Consider the following 20637-nt stretch of genomic DNA (forward strand, 5'->3'; position numbering starts at 1 on the left):
GTCTGCCGGAAAGGCGGGCAAATCAGGCGGGCAGAAATATCCATGGGTATGCAGGCTGTGCTGAACTTCGCGGTGGCGGGGTTACGGCAAAAGTTCAAGACGGGGGCAAGACTGGCTGCGGTCATCGCGATCGGCGGTAGCCTTGCCGCGTGCACCTCAATGGGTCTCGACAGCGTGAAAAAAGACCCGCCGAAGCTGTCGTCCAAGATGATGGCGCAGATGTCAGCCAAAAGCATGCGTCCGGAAAGCCCGGTTCTCGTCCGTATCTTCAAGCAGGAGAGCGAGCTCGAGGTCTGGAAGATCGACAAGACCGGCAATTATGCGTTGCTGAAGACATATCCCATGTGTCGCTGGTCCGGAAAACTCGGGCCGAAGATGAAAACGGGAGACCGTCAGGCGCCGGAGGGTTTTTATCATGTCTCGGCCGGCATGTTGAACCCGAATTCGCAATATTATGTCTCATTCAATCTCGGTTATCCCAACCGGCTGGAATCCGCGCTCGGCTATACCGGCGAGGCGCTGATGGTGCACGGCGCCTGTTCATCGTCCGGCTGCTACGCGATGACAGACGCGCAGGTGGGTGAGATCTATGCCATTGTCGCGCGTGCGCTGCAGGGTGGGCAGGACCGCTTCCAGGTCCAGGCCTATCCCTTCCGCATGACCGCAAGGAACATGGTGGCGCACCGGAACGATCCCAACATGCCCTTCTGGAAGACGCTGAAGGAAGGTTACGATTATTTCGAGGTGACGCGCCGCCAGCCCAAGGTCTCCGTCTGCGGCCGCCGTTATGTCTTCAATAGTGAATTTGCCGAAGGCGAGCCTGCCGATCCACTGGCAGCCTGCCCGCCGGCCGTCAACCAGAATGACCCGCTGGTGGCATCGAGGCTGGCCGAGGAGCAACAAAAACTTGCCGCGGCGATGAGCGAGGGAACTTCCGCCCCCCTCAGCGCGTATGTAGACGGCGGCATGCATCCGAGCTTCCGGGCCATACTGAAATCGAGCGGCGCCAAGGCAATGGCATCGCAGGTTTCCGGCACGAAGTACCCTATAAGCCGCCCCGAGGCGGCGCTGGCAGATCCCTTTGCCAGTGTGAGATGACGTAAATGAGGTTTTTCAATTGAACGAGACGATGACGACCCGGCGGGGTTTCCTGCTTGGAGCAGGCGGTTTGGCACTTGCCGGACTTGCGGGTTGCAACACTACGGCACGTGAAGCCGCGAGGCCGGCCGCTCCCGCGGAAGATCCGATGTATGCGCTGATGTACGGCCCTAAACCGGACGAGCAGTTCCCGCTGCCGGAAATTCCCTATAAGCGCATTCCGCGCCAGTTCCTGCGGCAGATGGTGGCGAACCCTACCGGCGAGCGCCCCGGCGTGATCGTGGTCGATACTGCAAACCATTTCCTTTATCTGACCTATGAAAACGGGCAGGCAATGCGTTACGGCGTGGGGCTCGGCCGCGCAGGCTTCGAGTGGTCGGGCCGCGGCGTCATCCAGTACAAGCGGCAATGGCCGCGCTGGACACCGCCAGACGAAATGATCGCCCGTCAGCCGGAGCTGGAGCCTTATAGCAGCCGCAATGGCGGCATGGAGCCGGGTCTCAAGAATCCGCTCGGTGCGCGTGCACTTTATATCTTCAAGGATGGCAAGGACACGATCTATCGTCTGCACGGCTCGCCCGAATGGTGGACAATTGGCAAATCCGTGTCTTCGGGCTGCGTTCGCCTGCTGAACCAGGACATAGTCGATCTCTACAATCGCGTGCCCGATGGGACGCCGATTGTGGTGACAGCGCTCGGTCCCGCACAGCAGGGTGTGCCGATTGGTCAGGGAGGCGTGCCTGTCGCGCAATATGGCAACGGCGCGGTCGGTGACGGTTTGTCACAGCCGATGCAGACCTACTGACCCAAGAGATGTGGGCCGCCGGCAACGGCGGCCAACCGCGTCGGGCGGTCCGCTGTCGGTATCATTCATGGCGTTGTACCTCGCAGGTAAACGACGCAGCACGCTACCGGTGCCCCGCCGGAACAGCGGGACTTAGCCAGGAAATGTGTTCTGGCACAGGCCTCTAGCCGACTGCGCGGCTCATGGGCAACATTTCATCTAAATGGACCGGACCGGCCATAACCAGAGGCATGCTCGCCTCAAGGCAGGCGGAGATAAATGCTTCCCGTGCCACTTCCGCGGCTTCGAGCCTGGACAGCGCGGCGCGGCATTTTTGCACGGCGCGCTTATAGCGTTCACCACGGCGAAGCGGCCATTCGTTTTCCAGAAAATCCAGGGCGTCGTAAACGCTGAGAAACGATCTCTCAAGGCCGCATTGCATGCGCACCCGAACAGGTGCTCTAAACAAAACTTCCGGGCTGTTCATCTTTACCTCCAATCTTAAACAACCAGATCAAGAAGCCTGAAAAATATTGGGGCGGCGGCGCCCCGGATCAAGATCGGAAACACGAATTTTCGCTGCGCCGATAAGCGTCGGCACCTAGCGTTGTTCTTTATCCTCCCTGTGCGGACAGCGCTTCATCATTTTGTCGATGGCCGCCTTATCACCTGCAAACCGTTCAAACAGTTCTGCCGCCTGCACCAAGCTCAACGCATATACTTCCTGAATCTGTTCGATAGTGTAGTTTCGGGTGTTCGCATCGTTCATTTTTCAGCCGTCCTTCTTGCGATGAACGCGCGGAGGATTATGAAGTTCTGCTGCCGGGATGCGGCCTGAAGAATTTCGCCGGCGCGCCGCCTGATCAACTCGCACGTCTGGGTGCGAGCCTAGCCGTGTCGCGCCAGCTTCTCCAACACACAAAGATCACCAGCAGCCATTTATCGTTAGTTTTTGTCGAGGCCCTGGGCCATTTCCAGATGATGCTGGAGCGCCGGTAGAGTTTTTGCCGCCCACGCCTTCAGCTCCGGATTATCGCCGCCTTCGGCGTAGCGCTTGAAAAGATCAACGGCGTCTTCATGCGCATCGACCTGGTCATCGATATATTCTTCGCTGAATTCGTTGCCGTCGAGTTTTGCGAGGTCGTCTACCTCTTCCTTGTGATCATCTGTCAGAGCGGTGACCGGTGTCCCGTTCACCTTGCCGCCGGATAAGAGGGTTTTCAGTTCCGAACTGGTTTTCACATGCTCGGTGATCATTTGCTGCGCAAAGGCTTTGGTTTCCTCGTTTCCTTTGGTGAGGGCGAGTTTGCTTGATTCAATTTCGAAGATATCGCTTGCCGAGGCCTGCAAGATGAAATCCTCGGTTTTTGGCGCGACGCCGAGTGCGGAATTGACGCCAGTGGATTCCGTCGCGGATTGCGCCAAAGCAGTTCCGGCGACGAGTGCGAACGCGAGGGAAAGAATGGTCTTCATTGTTGAGCCTCCTGATGGTTGAGGCACCACCAACCGTGATGGGCAAGAAATGTTCCTCGGGGCGAAAGAAAAGCCCGCTTGAACGGCTTTGCCGGTTGCAGGAGTTGACGCATCGCCTCGGGATGATGTCCATGCGAGGCGGGCACTCTGTACGGGCCAGAATTCACGGGTCGACTTCGATCCGAATGATGCTATGGTTCATACATTGCCACCAACCGAATTCGTAGGCGGTGGTAACTGAGGGTTACTATGTGCTCCCGCCTGCTTTTTTGCGGAGATGCACATATGTTGTATCCGTCAAATTTCGAATATTGTCTGCTACGACGAATTCTGGTTCGGTGGGCCGCCCGTTTCACATCAGATGAGACGTTGCAGGCCAAACTCGTGGAAAAGACGATACGCAAAACTCTTCAGGATTTTCTGCTGAAGGATGATGGCGCAGCCATCGACCTCGAGTTGCTCGCGACGATGCGCCGGTTGGCGTTATGCGAGTTTGGTGTGAAAGGAGATCAGCAAAATCAGGCGCCGCCGGTTGACGTGGCCGAAGGACGCGGCGCATCCCCGCAATAGCGGTATTTCCGCAGTGATATCTCTCCGATTGCGCCGTAAGGCTGTGCGGAGAACGGTGGCCGGATATCGGCAGTTGATCGCAATTTTCTTTCTTTTCCGTTGGCAGGAATGTTTTTTCCTTTCCGAGATGCAATAGAGCGGTTATTTCCGCGTCAGAAAACGCGCATTTTGCTAGATGTGCGCAGCTATTGACATGACCCGGACCCTTTGATGACGACTGACGTTCCCTGCGCATTGGCGGTTGACGATATCCACAAGAGCTTTGGTTCTCACGAGGTTCTGAAAGGTATTTCGCTCAAGGCGCACAAAGGGGACGTCATTTCCGTCATTGGCTCCTCAGGCTCCGGCAAGAGCACCTTCCTCAGATGCGTCAATTTTCTCGAAGTTCCGGATCGTGGCCGCGTGATCGTGAATGGCGAGGAAGTGGCCGTGAAGTACGGTCGGGACGGCAAGGCCATGCCGCAGAGCTGGCGCCAGGTGGAGCGTTTGCGCACCGGTCTTGGCATGGTCTTTCAGAATTTCAATCTATGGGCCCACCGCACTGTACTTGAGAACATCATAGAAGCCCCGGTGCATGTGATGGGCGTGAAACGTGCGGAAGCCATCGAGAAGGCTGAAGCGCTGCTGCACAAGGTCGGGCTTTACGCGAAGAAGGATGCTTATCCGGCGTTCTTGTCCGGCGGTCAGCAGCAGAGGGCAGCCATAGCCCGCGCGCTCTGCGTGGAGCCGGCGGTGATGTTGTTCGACGAACCCACCTCGGCGCTGGACCCGGAGCTGGTCGGCGAGGTGTTGAAGGTGATCCGTGATCTCGCCGAGGAAGGCCGCACCATGCTTCTGGTGACACATGAGATGCGTTTTGCGCGCGATGTGTCGAGCCATGTCATGTTTCTGCATCAAGGCCGCGTGGAAGAAGAAGGACCGCCGGAACGGGTCTTCGGCAATCCTCTGAGTGCAAGGTGCCGGGAATTCACCGGCGCGCTCGCGAGCTGATTTTTTCGTAACAGGAGATTTAAATGAAATTCTTCGCCTCAATGCTGGCCGGTACGGCTTTCGCACTGTCCGCTCTCTCCGCCAGCGCAGACGTCCGCTTCGGCGTCATGAACGAAAGCTATCCGCCTTTCTTCGCGCAGGACGCCAGCGGCAAGTGGCAGGGCTGGGAAATCGACCTGATGGATGCCGTCTGCGCCGAGATGAAGGAGAAATGCTCCATCGTCGCGCTATCCTGGGACGGTCTCATTCCCGCGCTTGAGAGCAAGAAATTCGATGTGATCTGGTCTTCCATGTCCAACACGCAGGAGCGCCAGAAGGTGATTGGCTTCACCGACAAATATTACAATACCCCGAGCAAGCTGATCGGGGCCAAGGACGGAAAGCCGGGGGCAACGGCTGAAGACGTGAAAGGCAAGACCATCGGTATCCAGGTCGCCACCATTCAGTCTGCCTATTATGCAAAATATTTCAAGGATGTAGCCGACGAAAAAACCTACCAGACGCTGGATGAGGCGTTTCAGGATCTGGCTGCGGGTCGTATCGATTACGTCTTTGGTGACTCACTTGTTCTCGACACTTTTCTGAAAAGCGATGCCGGCAAGGATTGCTGCGCGGATGCCGGCAATGTCGCTGACGACCCGGAAATCCTCGGACTTGGCGTTTCGGGTGGCGTGCGCAAGGACGACACCGAACTGAAGCAGAAGCTGAACGCCGCCATCGCCGCCGTCCGCACCAGCGGCAAATATGATGAGATCACCAGGAAGTACTTCAGCTTCGATATCTACGGCGCGAAGTAAGCCGGGTCGGGTTCGGCAGATGGCAAGTCTGGATACAATGTTGCAACTTCTGTCGCCCTATCCTCCGGGATGGGGTGGCACCCTGTTGACGGGTGCTGCAGCGACGCTTGCCATCTCGGCCGGGGCCTATCTCATCGGCATCGTCATCGGCATGTCGGGCGCCTTGGGCAAGCTTTCGGGCAACCGCGTGCTCGAAACCGTCCTCAATCTCTACACCACGCTCATCCGCTCCGTGCCGGAACTGATCCTGATTGTCGGGCTTTATTATGCCGGAACCGACGGGCTCAATCGCCTGCTGCAGCTGGCCGGATTGCCGGTGCTCGAGGTCAACGGCTTCATAGCAGCAGTGGCGGTTCTGGGCTTCGTGCAGGGCGCCTACATGACCGAAGTGCTGCGCGGGGCGATAATGGCGATCCCCAGCGGCCAGATCGAAGCGGCAAGGGCTTTCGGCATGTCTCCCCTCCTGCGGTTTCGCCGTGTCGTTCTGCCGGCGCTTTTGCCCAATGCCCTGCCGGGGCTTTCCAACCTGTGGCTCGCCGTCACCAAGGACAGTGCGCTTGTCGCCGTTGTGGGGTATCAGGAACTGGCGCTCGCGACCCGGCTCGCCGGTGCAAGTACCAAGCAGTATTTCCTGTTCTTCATGGCTGCGGCCCTGATGTATCTGGCGATCACCCTCGTCTCCAATTTCATCTTCAGGCAGATCGAACGGCACGTGCGCCGTGGTCAGCCCAGTCTGGCGTGAGGGAGATTGGCGATGGATTTTTCCTGGGTCGGGAAATACTGGCCGCTTCTTCTCTCCGGCGCATGGCAGACGATCGCCCTGCTCGTGATCTCCGTCTGCTGCGGTTTCGTTCTCGCCATCGGACTTGCCTTCGCGCAGGTCAGCGGCGGCCGAATGACCCGGATTCTCGCACGTGGTTATTGCACCTTTTTTCGGGGCACGCCGCTGCTGATACAGCTCTGGCTGCTCTATTACGGCGTGGGGTCGCTCTTGCCCATGGTGCCGGGGCTGCGGCAAAGCTTTCTGTGGCCGGTGCTGCGCGAAGGTTTCTTCTTTGCGGCGGTCAGCTTCACGCTGAACTACGCAGCCTATGAAGCCGAAGTTCTTCGTGGTGCGTTGCTGGGAGTGCCGAAAGGCGAACTCGAGGCGGGCAGGGCCTTCGGCATGAGCCGCTTCACGCTGGCGCGCCGCATCTGGCTGCCGCGCGCGATCCGCGCGGCGCTGCCGACGATCGCGGGTGAAGTGGTGATGCAGCTGAAAGCCACGCCGCTTGCGTTCACGGTGACAGTCATGGATCTTTACGCCGTCGCCTACAAGGTGCGGCAGGACACGCTGCTGGTCTACGAGCCGCTTTTCGTCGTTACGATTTTTTATCTCATCCTCACTGCCATCATTGCCCGCTGCTTCGGTTTCATCGAGGCGCAGGTGCCGGTGCGCCGATAGCCTATCAAGGAGTTCTTATGAGCGATATTCGTATTCTGGACGGCGGCATGAGCCGTGAATTGCAGCGGCTGGGCGCTGAGCTGAAGCAGCCCGAGTGGTCGGCACTCGCGCTCATCAACGCCCCGGACATCGTCCGCCAGGTGCATGCGGAATTCATCGAGGCCGGCGCGGATGTGGTGACCACCAATTCCTATGCGCTGGTCCCTTTTCATATCGGCGAAGACCGGTTCAACAAAGAAGGTGCTTCACTGATCGCCCTTTCCGGTCGCCTGGCGCGTGAAGCGGCGGAGGCTTCGAAGCGTAACGTGACCGTGGCCGGCTCGCTTCCTCCGATCTTTGGTTCCTACGAGCCAGAAAATTTCGATCCCTCTCGCGTTCAGGACTATCTGAAGGTGCTGGTCGAAAATCTTCAGCCACATGTGGATGTCTGGCTCGGAGAGACCCTGAGCCTTGTCGCTGAAGGTGAGGCGGTGCGGCAGGCGGTGGCCGAGACGGGCAAGCCTTTCTGGATTTCCTTCACGCTGAACGACGAACCCGCTCAGGTGAACGGTGCGGAGCCGAAGCTGCGTTCCGGCGAGACCGTGCGCTCCGCCGCCGAATGGGCCGCCGGATCAGGTGCCGCAGCGCTGCTCTTCAACTGCAGCAAGCCGGAAGTGATGAGGGCTGCCGTGGAAACCGCATCCGCCGTCTTCAAAGAAAAGGGTGTTGCTCTGGATATTGGCGTCTATGCCAATGCCTTCGAAGGGGAACAGGGCGACTCCGCCGCCAATGAGGGGCTGCACGGCACGAGAGCGGATCTGACGGATGATGTCTATTCCCGCTTCGCCTGCTCCTGGGCAGATGCGGGGGCCACCCTGATCGGCGGCTGTTGCGGTATTGGCGCTGCGCATATCCACACGGTTGCCGATACGCTTCGCCGGCGTGGCGCTGGCAGAACGATCTGAAAAGAGAGCCCCCTTGTCGAAAAGGTGCGTGCCATCGCCAGCCGCCTGGCCAAGCTCAAGCGCCGGTCCCGGCCGCATGGTGATCTGACAAGGCACATATGGGCGTCCCACGAGCGAGGGCGGCCTGCGCTCGGTTCAGGAACTTTCCATGTTACTGGTAGAAAAGTGAAAAAGGCTGCAATTTAGATTGCAGCCTTCTTGATAGATGCAGTTATTCTGCTCTTTTCAGCGCGTCGCCGAGAATGGAAACGATGTCGTCGAAATGGGATTTTTCGGCGATCAGCGGCGGTGAAAGAGCAATGATGTCGCCGGTGACGCGAATGAGCAGGCCACGTTCGAAGCAATCCACAAAGACATCATAGGCACGGGCGCCGATCGCGCCGTCGCGCGGCTGGAGTTCTATGCCGGCGATGAAACCGATGGTGCGGATGTCGATGACGTTGGGCGAGCCCTTGAGCGAATGAATGGCATCGTGCCAGGCGTCTTGCAATTCGGAGGCGCGGGTGAAGAGGCCCTCGTCGCGATAGATGTCCAGCGTTGCGATGCCTGCGGCGCAGGCGACGGGATGGCCAGAATAGGTATAACCATGGAACAGTTCTATCTGGCTTTCGGGGCCATGCATCAAGGCATCATGAACCTTGCGGGTGGTGAAGACCGCGCCCATGGGGATAGCTCCGTTTGTGAGCCCCTTCGCCGTGGTGACGATATCGGGCGTCACGCCGAAGTAATTGCTGGCGAAGGACGAGCCCATGCGTCCGAAACCGGTGATGACCTCATCGAAGATCAGCAGAATGCCGTGCTTGTCGCAGATGGCGCGCAGGCGTTCCAGATAGCCTTTCGGTGGCACGAGGACCCCGGTGGAGCCTGCCACGGGTTCCACGATGCAGGCGGCGATGGTTTCCGCACCGTGCAGGGCGACCAACCGTTCCAGATCGTCCGCAAGCTCGGCGCCGTGCTCTGGCTGGCCCTTGACGAAGCTGTTCTTCGTAAGATCGTGGGTGTGACGCAGATGGTCGGCGGGGATTTGCGGGAAGACGCGGCGGTTGTTGACGAGGCCGCCCACGGAAATGCCGCCGAAACCGACACCGTGATACCCACGTTCGCGGCCGATGAGGCGGCTGCGCGTCCCCTGGCCAATGGCGCGCTGATAGGCGATCGCGATTTTCAGCGCCGTATCGACCGATTCCGATCCCGAACCAGTGTAGAAGACGCGGTCCAGTTTGCCGCCTTCCGGGCCGGGGGCGATTTCCGCCAGCCGTTCGGCAAATTCGAATGCGACCGGGTGACCCATCTGGAATGAAGGTGCGTAATCCATAGTGGAAAGCTGGTGCTTCACTGCGGAGGCAATCTGCTGGCGTCCGTGGCCGGCATTAACGCACCAGAGGCCAGCCGTTCCATCGAGAACCTGACGGCCATCATTGCTGGTGTAATACATGCCTTCGGCGCTCGCCAGCAGACGGGGATTGGCCTTGAACTGCCGGTTGGCGGTAAAAGGCATCCAGTAGCTGTCAAGCGATATGGAATTAGATCGGCTCGGGTTGTCCATCACGGTTCTCCTGTTCATGGCCGACGATTGAAAGCTATTTTCTTCACTGAACAAGCCCTTTTCTCCATGTGGCGAAGTGATTGAAAATACTGTAGGCGTGAAGACGGGTTTTCGATATTTCGAACAACGGCAACGGGGGCGACGGGATGTCGGTGGATATAGGGGGACGTTTGCGCCATCTGCGGCTGCGTCACAATATTTCCCAACGGGAACTGGCAAGGCGTGCTGGTGTCACTAATTCGACGATTTCTCTGATCGAATCGAACACCTCGAACCCCTCCGTGGGCGCGCTGAAACGCATTCTGGATGGCATACCGATAGGGTTGGCCGAATTTTTCGCTTTTGAGCCGGAGACGAGCCGTAAGGCTTTTTACCGGGCGGACGAGCTGGTTGAAATTGGCAAGGGCCCGATCTCGTTTCGCCAAGTGGGCGAGAATGTCTTCGGCCGCAGCCTGCAGATATTGAAAGAGTGCTACCAGCCCGGCGCCGATACCGGCAAGGTGCCCTTGGTCCATGATGGCGAAGAAGGCGGCATTATTCTCTCCGGGCGACTGGAGGTGACGGTGGACGAGGAGAGGCGGGTGCTCGGCCCGGGTGATGCCTATTATTTCGAAAGCCGAAGGCCACATCGCTTCCGCTGCGTCGGACCGGTGGCCTGTGAGGTCATCAGCGCCTGCACACCGCCGACCTTCTGATTCCCCCAAATTAGGGCCTGGAACCACCTCCAGGACAGGCTCGAAGGGCTGCGTTCAAAAAAAGAGGCCGTCAGCTATGCGTTTTTTGCGTGGCTGCCATGACAATAATGCAGTTTCTCGCCACTCTTTTGCCGCCTTTGCCGCCTTTTAGCGATTTTTCTATCGCTTTTTCTTGGCAAGGTGCAGGTGCGGGCAAAAAATTGCCGGCCGATATGTCAAATTTTATATGCATTGCCACAATCTTGCTGCGCCGCAAAAAAATTTAATAGTCTGTTATAAGCCGCGCTGTTCTTAACGTTCCTGTCTCATTTCGCCAAGTTATAAGAAACACATAAGAAAAGGCCATCGCTTGCACAAAAACCAATACATGCGACGGCGTCACCCATGCTCTCAAGACATGGCGTCCAGCACATTTGTTGCTTTTTTATGCAACCGTTAATATTGCCCGGACGTTGATCGGCCGCTCACGCAAGAAATCGCATAGACGGTTACGGGCAAAGTGCCTTACAAAAAATCCATTAGCATCAAATTCCGAACACAGACTTGTTATCTCCTTTAGACGGAAAGACGCGCCTCCGGGCACCGACCAATCGCAAAACATAAATGGAGTTCTCTCTATGAAGTCCGCGACCCAATCGGCTGAACAGACACTCAGCAGCTCCGAAGATTTCGATGTCAGTTTCCCTATCGGGGGCATCGCAAAACGCAGCTTCGATATGACATCGGCTGCTCTTGCGCTGCTCATCTTCAGCCCGATATTCCTTCTGATCGCCGTTCTGGTGAAGTTGTCCGACCCTGGTCCGATCTTTTATGGCCACCGTCGTGTGGGACATAATGGCCGCTATTTCCATTGCCTGAAATTCAGGACGATGGCGATGAATGGCGATGAGATTCTGCGGCAATATCTTGCCGCAAATCCGGAAGCCGCCGAGGAATGGCGGGCTACCCGCAAGCTCAAGAACGATCCGCGTGTTACGGCCGTGGGCGCCGTGCTGCGCAAGCTCTCCCTTGATGAACTGCCGCAGCTCATTAACATCCTTCGTGGTGAAATGAGTGTGGTTGGCCCGCGTCCCGTCGTGGACGAGGAGCTGAGCTACTATGAAAGCGCTGCCGCCTATTATCTCAGCACCCGCCCGGGTCTGACCGGCCTGTGGCAGATCAGCGGCCGTAACGACGTGTCTTACAAGGCCCGCGTTGCCTTCGACACACAATATGTCCAGAACTGGTCGATGCGGCAGGATGTATTCATCATCGTCAAGACCATTCCCGCCGTGTGCCTGTCACGCGGAAGCTACTGAAAACCGATATTGAGTTCGGCTATATCGATCTTCGCTTCGACACGCACCCCGACCGGGATCCCAAGTCCGGTCTTCGGGTGCGTCATTGGTGCTAATCATACCGGCCGCTTCTTGCGGCGCCGCCTTGCCGGTCGCGCGACGGCCTGATCGCTTGTATGGCGATCCGCTAACAGGGAGTTTCCCGATGAACGGCTTTTCCGCCGCCCACCGCCCGTTTGTGGCCCTCGTTCTTGCTGCTACCGTCGCTTTTTCCGCGCCGCTTTCCACAATGGCTGCGGATGGCGCTCAATATAAGCTCGGTACAGCGGACAAGCTGCGTATCCGCGTTGCCGAATGGCAACCGGCCGACGGCAGCATCCGCAACTGGGACGTCATCAACGGCGACTATTCCGTCGGGCCCGCCGGTACGCTGTCCTTGCCCTTCATCGGTCAGCTGGACGTCGCAGGCAAAACGCCTTCCGAGGTGAGCGACCAGATCGGCGCTCAGCTCCAGAGCAAGTTCGCCCTCCGCAACCTGCCTTCGGCCTCCGTGGAGATCGCCCAGTTCCGGCCGATCTTTCTGAGTGGCGATGTGCAGACACCGGGTGAATATCCCTATGCCCCCAACATCACGGTACTGAAGGCCGTCAGTCTTGCAGGCGGCTTGCGGAGGTCCGACGCCGGACAGCGTTTTGCCCGCGACTTCATCAATGCACGTGGAGACGCCGCCGTTTATGATAATCAGCGGGCAAGGCTGCTTGCCCGCCAGGCGCGGTTGATCGCCGAGGTAAAGGGCGATCAGACGATTACAAAGACGCCGGAGATGGAAAAGATCGCCGAGATCGACACGCTTCTCGCCAGCGAAAGCGCGCTGATGAAATCGCGGACCGAGCGTTATACACTTCAGCTCAAGGCGCTGACGGACTTGCACGCGCTTTTGCAGAGCGAAGTCGAATCCCTGAAGAAAAAGTCCGAAACGCAAAACCGGCAGCTTCAACTCGCCAATGAAGACCGCGACCGCGTCAACAGGCTGAACCAGCAAGGCCTTGCCTTGTCGCAGCGGCGCATTTCGGCAGAAGAACGTGCGGCCGAGGTGGAATCCACCCTCCTCGATATCGACACGCAGTCTCTGCGCGCCAAACAGGATATCAACAAGGCAACCCAGGACGAGATCAACCTGCGCAACGACTGGGTGGCGCAGCGCTCCAAGGAGTTGCAGGATACGGAAGCGGAACTCGACAAGCTCAATCTGCAGCTGACCACCAGTCGCGAATTGATGTCGGAGGCACTGGCGCAATCGGCCGAGGCGATCCGCTTCGATCCATCGGGTAAGTCCGCGACGATAAGCTATGTCGTGGTGCGTGAGGAAAACGGCAAGCCGAAGGAGTTGAAGGTCGATGAAAATGCCTTGCTTCAGCCTGGCGACGTCATCAAGGTCTCTTCCGAAATCCTGATGCAGTGAGGTTTCAATGCGGATCGCCAAGTCGGCGCTGATCGATCCCGAACGCAATGAGATTTATGGAATGACGGCCGTTGCGCTGTCATTCTTCGTCTTCGCCTATTCGTCGCGTTTCGGGCAAGTCTCGGTTCTGGCCTATTATGGCATGTGGTTGCCGTTGGTGGCGGTCGACTACCGGCGCGTGCTCGGCAATTATCCACGTTACCTGTGGATTTTCGCCTTCGGCATTCTTACCGTCCTGTCCAGCTTCTGGTCGGAGGCGGTGTCTGTAACCATGCGCGCCTCCATTCAATACCTTACCCATATCGTCTGCGCGCTGGTTGCCATGCGCGTGATTTCAATCCGCACCCTGACGCGGGGCGCTTTGATTGGCATAGGCGTCGTCCTGCTCTATTCGCTGCTGTTCGGCATCTATCTTTTTGACGCGCTTGATGGGACCTACAGCTTCGTCGGTGCTTTCTCATCCAAAAACCAGCTCGGTTTCTATGCGTCGCTGGGCGTCATTTTTGCTGCCTCGTCTGTGCTGGTACTCAAGCAAAGGGGCATCTGGCTGCCGATTGCAGGCGTGACGGGACTCTTGTCGGCCTATAGTCTCATCGCATCCCAATCTGCCACCTCCGCCATCACCACCGCGGCCGTTGTCGCCCTCATCATCGGTTTTATCCCGATCGGGATGCTTTCGCCCGCAAACCGTAAAATGATGTTTTTTGCTCTCGGCGGTCTCGGAGCACTGCTTGCGGTGGCTTCGCTGCAATTCGGTCTGTTAGATGCCATTCTCGGTATCTTCGGCAAGGATTCGACGCTGACCGGCCGAACCTATCTCTGGCAGCAGGGCATAGAGGCTGCAAAGCAGGCTCCTATCCTGGGGGTCGGCTACCAGGGATTCTGGGTCGCGGGTTTTGCCGATGCCGAACGGTTGTGGAACGACTTCTTCATCACCGGCCGCAGCGGCTTCCATTTCCACAATACCTATATCGAGACAGTGGTGGAAAACGGCTTTGTCGGTATGATCCTGTTGGGCATGGTGCTTTACGGCACGCTGCTGGGGCATCTGAGATCGGTGCTGATGCGTCGAAGCGACCCGCAGGGCGTTATCCTTTTTGCGATTTGCGCGCTGTTCGTGGTGCGATCCTTCGTGGAGATTGACATCATCTTCCCCTATCAGATCGGTTCGTTCCTGCTTTATTTCGCGGCCGGAAAACTTTGCCTTCCGGTAAAGGCGGCGCGGAACGGTGAGACTCACCCCGCGATCGGCATGAGGCTGCAGACCAGACCCTAGAGATAATCCGCCGAGACGTGTGGACTGGCGTGAATGAAGCTCCACATGTCCTTACTGACCTCGACAATGTCGGCGATTGATTTTTCGAGCTGGCCGATTTCCTTTTCGTCCATGCGCTCGACCTTGCCGTAGCGCACCTGGCTGTCATCTTCCACCAGACGCATCAGCTGGGTGCTGGCGATATCGCCCTTTTCGTCAAAAGAATAGATGCAGTGATTGTATTTGTTGCGTGTCTTCGCTTCCCTCTTCAGCCGCGCCATGATGGAGAGGACAGTCTTCCGGTCCTTCGCGTCGGTGGAGGGAAGCTTTGCCAGGCGTTCGATGAGATCCATGCGCGCCCGCGTGGTATTGAGGGTGAGGAACACAACGATGGCAGCCTCCTTGTCCACTTTCAAAAGGTGGACGATCAGATAGATCATCAGGCTCTCGGTGTTGGTCCACACATAGTTCAGCCTGCCGACCAGCAGCAATACATCCGACATCGCCGCCATGACGCTTCTCCCGCCCCGACAAAACATCCTCCGATATCATATGCCGACTGTCGCGGAAAAGACAGGGTAGGTTACTGATATTTCTTCATCTTTCCTTGAAAGCACGGGACATGCTGTCAGCGATCGGCTTGGTCAGATATTCGAAGAAAGTACGCTCCGAAGTCTGGATCAATACGTCGGCCGGCATGCCTGGCACGGGGTGGAAATTATGGACCTTGGCGATTTCTTCATCGGGCACCTGCACGCGCACGATATAGACATCCTTGACCTGCAGACCGGCGTTCTCCTCGATGCTGTCGGCGGAAACGTAAAAAACCTTGCCGTTCAGGACCGGCGTGGTGCGGCGGTCGAGCGCTGAAAGACGGATCGCTGCCGTCTGGCCCTCGTGCAGTTGGTCAATCGAGGTTCTGAGCACCTGCGCCTCGAGGATCAGCGGAACATGGGCCGGCAGGATTTCCATGATCGGTTTGCCTGTCGTGATGACGCCGCCGGGCGTGTGATAATAGGCGCGCACGACAGTTCCGTTCACGGGGGAGCGGATGACGGTGCGCTCCAGCACTTCGGCGGCCCCACGGACCTGTTCGCGCACGCTGTCAAGATCGGACTCCGCCGTCTCCAGCGCGTCAAGCGCCGCCTGCTTGTTGGCGTTGACTGCAATGATCGCTTCCTGCTTGAATTTGGCGATTTCCGCTTCGCTCTGGTTCATTTCGCCGCTCAGACGGGCAATGTCCCCCATCGCATCGGCAATGGCGCGCTCCAGCGCCAGCATGTCGGTCTTGCGGATGACGCCATCCTTGGCGAGCCTCTCCTTGGAATCGCGTTCCTGTGTGAGAAGCGCGAGTTGCCGGTCGAAGGACTGCTTCTGCCCGTCATAACCCGCATAACGAAACTCCAGCGACCTGATGTTCTTCTCGATCAGGTTCAACTGCTCTTCGAGCTTGATGAGTTTGCTGTGGAACACGATGTTCTGGCTCTGGATGATGGCGTTGATATCCGGATCGCCGGCTTCCTTCATGACGATGTCGGGCACCTTGAAGCTCTTTGCACCCTGCGCTTCGGCGCGCAGGCGCGTGACGATGGTCTCAAGCCTAAGCCGCCGCAGCTGCAACATGCGTTCGTTGGCGAGCGCCGTCGTCTTGTCGAGTGTGAGCAGCACGTCGCCTGCCTTGACCGTGTCGCCTTCGCTGACCATCATCTCCTTGATGATGCCACCTTCCAGATGCTGCACGACCTTGTTATTGCCGGTGGCGACGAAGCTGCCCTGGGCGATGATGGCGGAGGAGAGCGGCGCGGTGCCAGCCCAGTAGCCGAACCCGCCGAAGGAGGCGAGCAGCACAGCAAGACCGATCGAGCTGTGCAGGCGGATTGAGCGCGGTACCTCGCTGTACCATTCCAGCTGACCCTGTGGTTTGACTTCGGCAATGGCGTTCTTTTTCCTGAACATGACGATCCTCAACCCTCGATCTGCGGGGACTGGCTGGCCTGGCGGCCATTGCCGGAGAGCGCTTTCAGCACGTCCATCCTTTCGCCGAACATGGCGACCGACCCGTCCTTCAGCACCATGATCTTGTCGACGCATTGCAGAAGCGCCGGCCGCTGGGTGATTGTGACAGTGGTGATGCCCTGTCTTTTGGCGTGCAGCAGAGCCTTGGCCAGGGCCTGCTCACCCTGGGTGTCGAGGTTTGAGTTCGGTTCGTCCAGCACCACGAATTTGGGATCGCCGAAGAAGGCCCGAGCAAGTGCGATACGCTGTTTCTGCCCGCCGGAAAGCGGTGCGCCATCGGCGGCGACCACGGTTTCATAACCCTGCGGGAAACCGGCGATCAACTCGTGAACGTCGGCCAGCACTGCGGCCTCATAGATTTGCCTGTCCTCTATATCGTCGCGCATGCGGCAGATATTGGCCTTGATGGTGCCTGGGAACAATTGCACGTCCTGTGGCAGATAACCGATGCTTTCCCCGAACTGCCGCTGGTCCCAGTTGCGCAGGTCCATGAGATCGAGACGGACATTGCCCGATGTAGGCAGGATGGATCCGACCAGCATTTTGCCCAGCGTCGTCTTGCCGGAGCCGGAATTGCCGATGATGGCAAGCGATTCACCCTTTTTCAGCGAAAAAGAGATGCCGTTCAGGATCACTTTCTTCTGCGGCGGCGGTACGAAGAGAATGCGCTCAACATCCAGGCGTCCTTCCGGATTGGGAAGGCGCAGGCGTGGGAAATTGAGCGGTGAGCTGATGAGGAGCTGCTTGATGCGGCCATAGGAGGCGGCCGATTTGTTGAACTGGTGCCAGCCCTCGATCGCTCCTTCAATGGGCGCGAGCGCACGGCCCGAGACGATGGAGGCCGCAATCACCATGCCGCCTGTCAGCTCGCCGGAGAGCGAAAGATGCGCGCCCCAGCCGAGAAGCGCAACCTGTGTGATCATACGCGCGGCCTTGGACACGCCAGAGAACATGATGTTTCGATCCTGTGCGGCCACATGCGATTTCAGCGAGCCCGCCGTTTCGCGGCCCCACATTTTTACCGCTTCGGGGATCATGGCGAGCGCGTTGATGATCTGCGAATTGCGCGACATGGAATCGAGATGGAAATTGGCGCGGCTTAGATAACCCGAGGCTTCGGAGAATTGCCGTGCGGTGAAGCGCTGGTTCAGCCAGGCGATGGTGAACAGCACGGCGCAGCAGACCATGATGATAATACCGAGATGCGGATGGACCAGATAAACCACCACGATGAAGAGCGGCATCAGCGGCGCATCGAGAAAAGCGATAAGGGTTCCCGAGGTGAGGAATGAGCGCAATTGCTGTAAATCCTGCAATATTTGGTAATCCTTGCCGCTGCCATGCAGGGAGGCTCGTGCGGCGGCAGACAGGATGGGAGCGCCGAGCTGGACCTCGAGCTCCACAGCGGTACGCATCAGGATGAAGCGGCGGATGGCATCCATGAAAGCCTGCAGCAGTACCGCTCCGAGAACCGCGACCGTCAGCATCACGAGCGTATCCATCGAGCGGCTCGTCAGCACGCGGTCCGAAATCTGAAACAGATAAAGGGGTATGGCGAGAAGCAGGACGTTGATGGCGACGGTGAACAGCATCACCACAATCATGTTGCGGCGTACCGCGGCGATACCCTTGGCAAGGCTTGCAGCGAAATTGATGGGTTCGCTGCGTTTATGAAAGCCGCTCTGGCTGCTGCCACCGCCGCCGCCACCGCCGCCATTGCCCGTTGGCTCCTTGCCATCGCCGCCACCGCCCGTCGCCGGGCGGCGTTCGTTTTCACGGATCGGACCGTCATTGTTGTCGATAGTCTTGACGAAGGGGAGGTCGGGCGCGCTCTTCAGTTCTGCATTGTCGATCTTGGCTTTGGGGGCAGGTCGCGACGCGGGGTGTGGCTCCTGCTGTGGTGCGGGGTTTCCCGCTGGCATATCCCGCAATGTGCCGGATTGCGGAGTCGTAGGCGAGGGCTGTGGGGCCACCTCCGGAGAGGGCGGGGTTGCCCTAGCGATCTGTTCCGCACCCGACAACTGGCGAAGGTTCTCTACGGCTTCATTGATGGCTGAGATACAGGCGTCCGTCAGCTTGCTGTCTTCCGCGTCCTGATCCAGCGGTAAATCCAGCGAGCGTCCATCCGCAATCGTTCTTCTTGAAATATGATCCATTTTTATCGGTCCCCTCGGTGATCTTGCGGCTTTTGCGGTTACGCAGGCGGAACTACCGCCGGCAAAACCTACGCGGTGACCGCTTGCATGACGTCGGATGAGTGAGCATTGGACCACGACAGGTCGTGCCCGGCATTGATGACGCCGTCGGATTCGTTTTCGATGGTGGCGGGATCGTCGTGAAGAAAGGCGATGACCTCGTTGGCAAGTTGGCCCGGTTGCGCCGGCTGCGACGTATCGTTTTCGATGATGCCGCCCTGTATCAGAATGGCGTCGGAATAAACGCCGCCGGCAACATAGGTGGTGGAACCGAAGCTGTCGTAATCAATGATCTGCGCGAGATTGATGACGGCATTGCTGCCGGTATCGATATGGACGTCGGTATTCTCGTTGTTTTCGAGCACCTTGGCAGCGGCCTGGGTAACGTCGTCGGAATCGCCGAGCACACTCACCTGCTTGATGATGCTGACATCGTAGAGATTGCCGGTGATGTAGAGCACGTTCAGTCCCTGATAGCCGGCAAAATTGCTGTCATGCGCAAGTGCATCCGGCATGTTCGGATCGCGCTCATTGATCGCGGACACCGTCTGCGCCATGTAGTCGGGCATCGTTTCGAAACGGTCGTTGGACCCGACGTTATAGATGGAGGCATCATTCCAAAGGAGATTGTTGCCGGATTGAATAGTGGCGCCTCCCGGTGCATCGGGATTGGCGCGGGCCCAGTCATTGTCGTAAAGCACGGCGATCTGGCTGATGAGGTTCATGTCCAGCACATTGCCGCCAACGATGATGAGGTCGTACTGCATTCCGATGCCGAGGAAATTCGCAATATTGAGTGCGGCATTTCCCCCTGTCAAAAGACTGACGCTCGCACCGGAGGTCGTGATCATCATCGTGTCGTTGTCGCTGACGAACTGGTATTGTTCGATCCAATGCACGAAGGAAACGTCACCCTCCAATACGCTGACGCGCCACGCGGTGGGGAAAATCGGCATTTCGCCGGTTTCAGGGCTCTCCGTAGCCGTATTTTCCGCGCCGGGGAAAACGCTGCGTTCGAAATTGGCGATGTTATAGGCGGCCGTATCGACCTGATCTTCGGAACGGGTGAAAACGGAAGCGATTTCATCCCTGTCGCTATAGACATAGGCTTGGGTGATCGCGTCGATCTGGTGGTAGTCGCCCATCACGGCGGTGACGGAGGTCATGACGGCGGTGTTGACCAATGTGGCGACGTTGGCGACGACATTGGCGCCTGCGGCCACATCGAGACTGTTGCCGGCGGGACTTTCTTCATGCAGCGCAACGTCACTTCGTTCCGGTTCTTCCGGAGGCTTGGCAATGCCGCGATCCGGCATGTAGTCGTCCAGCGCCGGCTTCTCAGCGGCGGCAACGCCATTGATATAAAGACCATTGATGTCGTTGCCGGCCAGGACGAAATCCTGATCTGCGCCGGTCCCGAGTGAGGTAACGTCGTTGTCTCGGGCGTGCTCGATATAATCATGCGCGGTCTTGGCGAGAGCCTGCAGCGCATCATAGCTGTCGGTGCGCTGGAAACCGGAAAAAGGGGTGAAAACGGACGCTTCGTTGTAGAATTCGACTGTACGTTCAGTGACGAAGCTGGTGTCGCGGGCCACGTTGGGGCCGTCCGTCATATTCAGATAATCATCGTCCTGAAGAATATTCACCTGCGCGACATGGGCGACAACCGAGCCTGGGCCGGTATGAATTACCAGCTCACGTTCGTCCTCGAAGGAAAGGCGACCTGGAAAGCGGAAATTCGCAGCGGAAATATCGACCGGTATCGAATTCGCAAACTGCTGCATGTCATGTTCGACCGTGCGTGCGAAATGCGGCGGCAGATAATCGAAGTCGTAATAGCCGGCATGGTACTTGACGCCAGGATCGTAGTCCTGAAGTGCAACGTCATAGTTCTTGTCGAGCAGCCTTGCTGCTTCCTCTTCCGGCAGTTGCTCAGGCCCGGAACGTGCGGGGCCTTCACTATAGTTGTTTCGCAGACGCGCTTCTTCGGCCATCGTGTCGAACAGGCCGATGAAATGCGCGATCATGTCTGAAATCTTGTCGATATGCATTGGAGGTCCCTCCCCGATCATTGCGGCACGTCACAGATGT

At 58.1% G+C, this 20637-nt stretch carries 21 protein-coding genes; 13 read left to right on the forward strand and 8 right to left on the reverse strand.

Features of this window, described 5'->3' with window-relative positions; translation table 11 throughout:
• Positions 1–42 precede the first annotated feature (42 nt).
• Positions 43–1098, forward strand: a complete 1056-nt coding sequence (locus HQN82_RS21130) for a L,D-transpeptidase family protein (protein WP_035211054.1) — start codon at positions 43–45, stop codon at positions 1096–1098.
• 19 nt (positions 1099–1117) lie between these two features.
• Positions 1118–1903 (forward strand): L,D-transpeptidase, encoded by a 786-nt coding sequence (locus HQN82_RS21135; protein ID WP_173615838.1) that lies wholly within the window; start codon positions 1118–1120, stop codon positions 1901–1903.
• Positions 1904–2066: 163 nt separating this feature from the next.
• Here HQN82_RS21135 and HQN82_RS21140 read toward each other — a convergent pair whose 3' ends face one another.
• From HQN82_RS21140 to HQN82_RS21150, 3 genes are all read right to left on the reverse strand, one after another.
• Positions 2067–2369: a DUF982 domain-containing protein gene (locus HQN82_RS21140; RefSeq protein WP_022563640.1), complete on the reverse strand. Its 303-nt coding sequence runs from the start codon at positions 2367–2369 to the stop codon at positions 2067–2069.
• 114 nt (positions 2370–2483) lie between these two features.
• Complete coding sequence (locus HQN82_RS21145) at positions 2484–2651, reverse strand: hypothetical protein (RefSeq protein ID WP_173615839.1); 168 nt, start codon at positions 2649–2651, stop codon at positions 2484–2486.
• Positions 2652–2827: 176 nt separating this feature from the next.
• Positions 2828–3355: a DUF4142 domain-containing protein gene (locus tag HQN82_RS21150; protein WP_173615840.1), complete on the reverse strand. Its 528-nt coding sequence runs from the start codon at positions 3353–3355 to the stop codon at positions 2828–2830.
• A 369-nt stretch (positions 3356–3724) separates the two neighbouring features.
• On the opposite strand from HQN82_RS21150, the gene HQN82_RS21155 reads away from it, so the two are divergent.
• From HQN82_RS21155 to HQN82_RS21180, 6 genes are all read left to right on the forward strand, one after another.
• Positions 3725–3925, forward strand: a complete 201-nt coding sequence (locus HQN82_RS21155) for a hypothetical protein (protein WP_173615841.1) — start codon at positions 3725–3727, stop codon at positions 3923–3925.
• 210 nt (positions 3926–4135) lie between these two features.
• Positions 4136–4915, forward strand: a complete 780-nt coding sequence (locus HQN82_RS21160) for an ABC transporter ATP-binding protein (protein ID WP_142186488.1) — start codon at positions 4136–4138, stop codon at positions 4913–4915.
• Between the two features lie 23 nt (positions 4916–4938).
• Positions 4939–5712 carry a transporter substrate-binding domain-containing protein gene (locus tag HQN82_RS21165; protein ID WP_173615842.1) on the forward strand — a complete coding sequence of 258 codons (774 nt, stop codon included), beginning with the start codon at positions 4939–4941 and terminating at the stop codon, positions 5710–5712.
• 19 nt (positions 5713–5731) lie between these two features.
• Positions 5732–6454, forward strand: a complete 723-nt coding sequence (locus HQN82_RS21170; RefSeq protein ID WP_173615843.1) for an ABC transporter permease — start codon at positions 5732–5734, stop codon at positions 6452–6454.
• A gap of 12 nt (positions 6455–6466) precedes the next feature.
• Positions 6467–7156 carry an ABC transporter permease gene (locus HQN82_RS21175; RefSeq protein ID WP_037091118.1) on the forward strand — a complete coding sequence of 230 codons (690 nt, stop codon included), beginning with the start codon at positions 6467–6469 and terminating at the stop codon, positions 7154–7156.
• 17 nt (positions 7157–7173) lie between these two features.
• Positions 7174–8100 (forward strand): homocysteine S-methyltransferase family protein, encoded by a 927-nt coding sequence (locus HQN82_RS21180; protein ID WP_107340100.1) that lies wholly within the window; start codon positions 7174–7176, stop codon positions 8098–8100.
• Between the two features lie 211 nt (positions 8101–8311).
• Here HQN82_RS21180 and aptA read toward each other — a convergent pair whose 3' ends face one another.
• Positions 8312–9646: an omega-aminotransferase AptA gene (gene aptA, locus HQN82_RS21185; protein ID WP_173615844.1), complete on the reverse strand. Its 1335-nt coding sequence runs from the start codon at positions 9644–9646 to the stop codon at positions 8312–8314.
• A 146-nt stretch (positions 9647–9792) separates the two neighbouring features.
• Between aptA and HQN82_RS21190 the strand changes: the two genes are divergently transcribed.
• The 5 genes from HQN82_RS21190 (at position 9793) to HQN82_RS21205 (ending at position 14356) form a co-directional block, all read left to right on the forward strand.
• Positions 9793–10341 carry a cupin domain-containing protein gene (locus HQN82_RS21190; protein WP_004438580.1) on the forward strand — a complete coding sequence of 183 codons (549 nt, stop codon included), beginning with the start codon at positions 9793–9795 and terminating at the stop codon, positions 10339–10341.
• A gap of 89 nt (positions 10342–10430) precedes the next feature.
• Positions 10431–10607 carry a hypothetical protein gene (locus HQN82_RS25485; RefSeq protein ID WP_210259561.1) on the forward strand — a complete coding sequence of 59 codons (177 nt, stop codon included), beginning with the start codon at positions 10431–10433 and terminating at the stop codon, positions 10605–10607.
• 351 nt (positions 10608–10958) lie between these two features.
• Entirely contained in the window at positions 10959–11639 is a 681-nt protein-coding gene (locus HQN82_RS21195) for a sugar transferase (protein WP_173615845.1), read from the forward strand.
• Between the two features lie 184 nt (positions 11640–11823).
• Complete coding sequence (locus HQN82_RS21200) at positions 11824–13080, forward strand: polysaccharide biosynthesis/export family protein (RefSeq protein ID WP_173615846.1); 1257 nt, start codon at positions 11824–11826, stop codon at positions 13078–13080.
• A gap of 7 nt (positions 13081–13087) precedes the next feature.
• Complete coding sequence (locus tag HQN82_RS21205; protein WP_173615847.1) at positions 13088–14356, forward strand: O-antigen ligase family protein; 1269 nt, start codon at positions 13088–13090, stop codon at positions 14354–14356.
• Here the strand turns inward: HQN82_RS21205 and HQN82_RS21210 are convergent.
• The 4 genes from HQN82_RS21210 to HQN82_RS21225 form a co-directional block, all read right to left on the reverse strand.
• Positions 14353–14847: a hypothetical protein gene (locus HQN82_RS21210; protein ID WP_004438593.1), complete on the reverse strand. Its 495-nt coding sequence runs from the start codon at positions 14845–14847 to the stop codon at positions 14353–14355. The two genes, HQN82_RS21205 and HQN82_RS21210, sit on opposite strands and share 4 nt — an antisense overlap.
• A gap of 85 nt (positions 14848–14932) precedes the next feature.
• Positions 14933–16291, reverse strand: coding sequence for an HlyD family type I secretion periplasmic adaptor subunit (locus HQN82_RS21215; RefSeq protein WP_173615848.1), 1359 nt, complete (start codon positions 16289–16291; stop codon positions 14933–14935).
• An 8-nt stretch (positions 16292–16299) separates the two neighbouring features.
• Complete coding sequence (locus tag HQN82_RS21220; protein ID WP_173615849.1) at positions 16300–18507, reverse strand: type I secretion system permease/ATPase; 2208 nt, start codon at positions 18505–18507, stop codon at positions 16300–16302.
• Between the two features lie 68 nt (positions 18508–18575).
• On the reverse strand, positions 18576–20597 hold the full coding sequence (locus tag HQN82_RS21225; RefSeq protein WP_173615850.1) for a hypothetical protein: 2022 nt from the start codon (positions 20595–20597) through the stop codon (positions 18576–18578).
• Positions 20598–20637: the final 40 nt, after the last annotated feature.

Origin of the sequence: Agrobacterium pusense, from assembly GCF_013285525.1 — a bacterium.
Classification (GTDB): Bacteria; Pseudomonadota; Alphaproteobacteria; order Rhizobiales; family Rhizobiaceae; genus Agrobacterium; species Agrobacterium pusense.